Here is a 2,112-nt window from a genome sequence, read left to right as displayed (position 1 = left end):
CCGACATTGACGGTGCTGTTGACGGTGCGGTCCAGGCGAAGTTCCGCAATGCCGGCCAGACCTGCGTTTCCGCGAACCGCATTTACGTCCAATCGAGCGTTCACGATGAGTCCGCCGAGAAATTGTGGAGAAGGTCCGGCACTTATCAGTGGTCCGACGTCTACTCCCGGAGCGAAGCCGTCGCCAACCCAAGATCGAGTCCCACATCGCAGATGATAATTCGATGCGGGGCCGAACGATAAATATGCATGCTTTGGCCACCCCGAGGCAGGGCTCATTGAGATGATCCGACCGCCTTGGAACAAAGATGGGGTAGAGCAGATGAAGCGTTGGCAGCGTGTCTCCATTCGACGCGAGCGCTTAGGATGGGATCACGATCATTCGCATCACGCGCAGCCGCAAGGGCGATGCCATGGCTACTTTGGAATCGTTGAAGTGGTTTGAGCCGGACAGTCACAAATACACCCGTTACGCCGCGGCTCAGGAAACGGGGCGGCGTCCGGCGGTGGAGGTGCTCGCTGACTTAAAAAGGGTGCGGGCAGTCGTTGCGCTTGAGAGCGACGACATTTGGGATCCGGCACGGGGTGACCTGCTGCCAATCGGCAGTTAACAGGGTCCGACAAAAGTGTGCACAACATGCTGCTGAAGTGGCCTCCGGAAGCGCTACCGGAAGTTACGCGTCTTGAACTTGATAGGGTCGATATGGTCATACTGCATCGACGATGTCGCGCCCCTTCGGCATGCCGCGCGGATCGATGCCCGATCCGCCGTGATGAGCCTCGTCCCTCGGCCGTGCGGCAACGGAAACGGCGTCTTGCGGTTTCCCACGCTGGCCAGCCCGGCCGACAGATCGGTCAGCTCGTGGGCGACGAGGTGCACCACCTCCTCTTCCGTCGGATGCGTCCGCGGACGCCGAGCATGGCCGAAGCAAGAAGCACGCGCCGGAATTTCTCGAGAGATCTTGACCCAGACGACGACGTTTGCCGCACCCGTCTCATCCTCCAGAGGAACATGAAGCCTTTGGCCGAGCCCGGCCGCTGCCGGACCAGCACCAGGCCGGCGGCCTCGAGCCAGCTTCTGCCTCGCGCCTGCATAGCATCCTGACAGGTCACGGTGCGGCGCCGGTTAGGCGGCACGCCGATTTTGGCAACGCTAGCCTGTGAACTGAAGAATGAAGGTCGGACTTGCGGCACATCGATTAGGTTCAAATGATAAGTTGCTGCCCGGCGAGGTCGTTTCAGCGCATCTCGACTGGTGGGTCGGCAAGACAATGCGGAACGGAAATGATCGCAGGCGTAAAGGACGGCTTTCGGGGCCGGAAGCTTCAGGCCTGGAACCGGACCCCAGTTTGGCGCAAGCATCGTGGCCTCCGCCCGGTCAGGCATTCACCGGCTCGCGAAATGCCAATTGATTCTGCTTAACCGGGCATACCTAAACGGCCACTTGCGTTCCGATCTCGACCACACGTCCGGTCGGGATCTGGAAATACTCCGTCGCGTCGGCGGCCGTGCGCGCCAAGCCGATGAACAGCTTGTCCTGCCACACCGGCATGCCGGAGTTGGGTGACGCCTTGAGCGAGCGACGCGACAGGAAGAAGGACGTCGTCATGATGTCGAACTTCCAACCCTGCTTGCGGCAGATCGCCAGCGCACGCGGGATGTTAGGCTGTTCCATGTAGCCGAAGGTCAGTGTCACCCGCATGAACAGCTCATTGATCGTTTCCATCTTGATCCGCTCGCTGTCGGGCACCACGGGCTGCTGCGCCGTCACCACAGAGAGGATGACGTTCTGTTCGTGCAGCGCCTTGTAGTGCTTCAGGCTGTGCATCAACGCGGTCGGCGCACTGGCGGGATCGCTGGTCAGGAACACGGCCGTACCGGACACCAGCTGCGGTTTCTTCTTCAACAGATTGCCCGCAAGGAAATCGAGCGGAATCTGGTTCCTGCGCGTCTTGTCAAATAGATACCTGCTGCCTCTTATCCAAGTCCACATGGTCATCACGATCACTGCGGCAATGGCAAGCGAGGCCCAGCCGCCTTCGAATACCTTGACGATGTTAGCTGCAAAGAAGCCGGTATCGATGAAGACGAACACCGCCATTAAGGCTATCGC

Annotated in this window: 1 protein-coding gene and 2 pseudogenes; 1 reads left to right on the top strand and 2 read right to left on the bottom strand. The window is 60.0% G+C overall.

Going from position 1 to position 2,112, the window contains the following annotated elements:
* Positions 1-151, top strand: a pseudogene (locus EN969_RS28130) (aldehyde dehydrogenase family protein); the annotation flags it as partial.
* Between the two features lie 512 nt (positions 152-663).
* Here the strand turns inward: EN969_RS28130 and EN969_RS28120 are convergent.
* Together EN969_RS28120 and EN969_RS28115 are read right to left on the bottom strand one after the other, a co-directional pair.
* Positions 664-1,124 (bottom strand): annotated as a pseudogene (locus EN969_RS28120) (OB-fold nucleic acid binding domain-containing protein); the annotation flags it as partial.
* Positions 1,125-1,431: 307 nt separating this feature from the next.
* Positions 1,432-2,112 (bottom strand): KUP/HAK/KT family potassium transporter (locus tag EN969_RS28115; RefSeq protein ID WP_206525249.1); only part of this gene is annotated, 681 nt, incomplete at its 5' end.

Origin of the sequence: Mesorhizobium sp. M7A.F.Ca.CA.003.01.2.1, from assembly GCF_003998945.1 — a bacterium.
Classification (GTDB): Bacteria; Pseudomonadota; Alphaproteobacteria; order Rhizobiales; family Rhizobiaceae; genus Mesorhizobium; species Mesorhizobium ciceri.
This window is presented reverse-complemented; position numbering and strand designations above follow the sequence as displayed.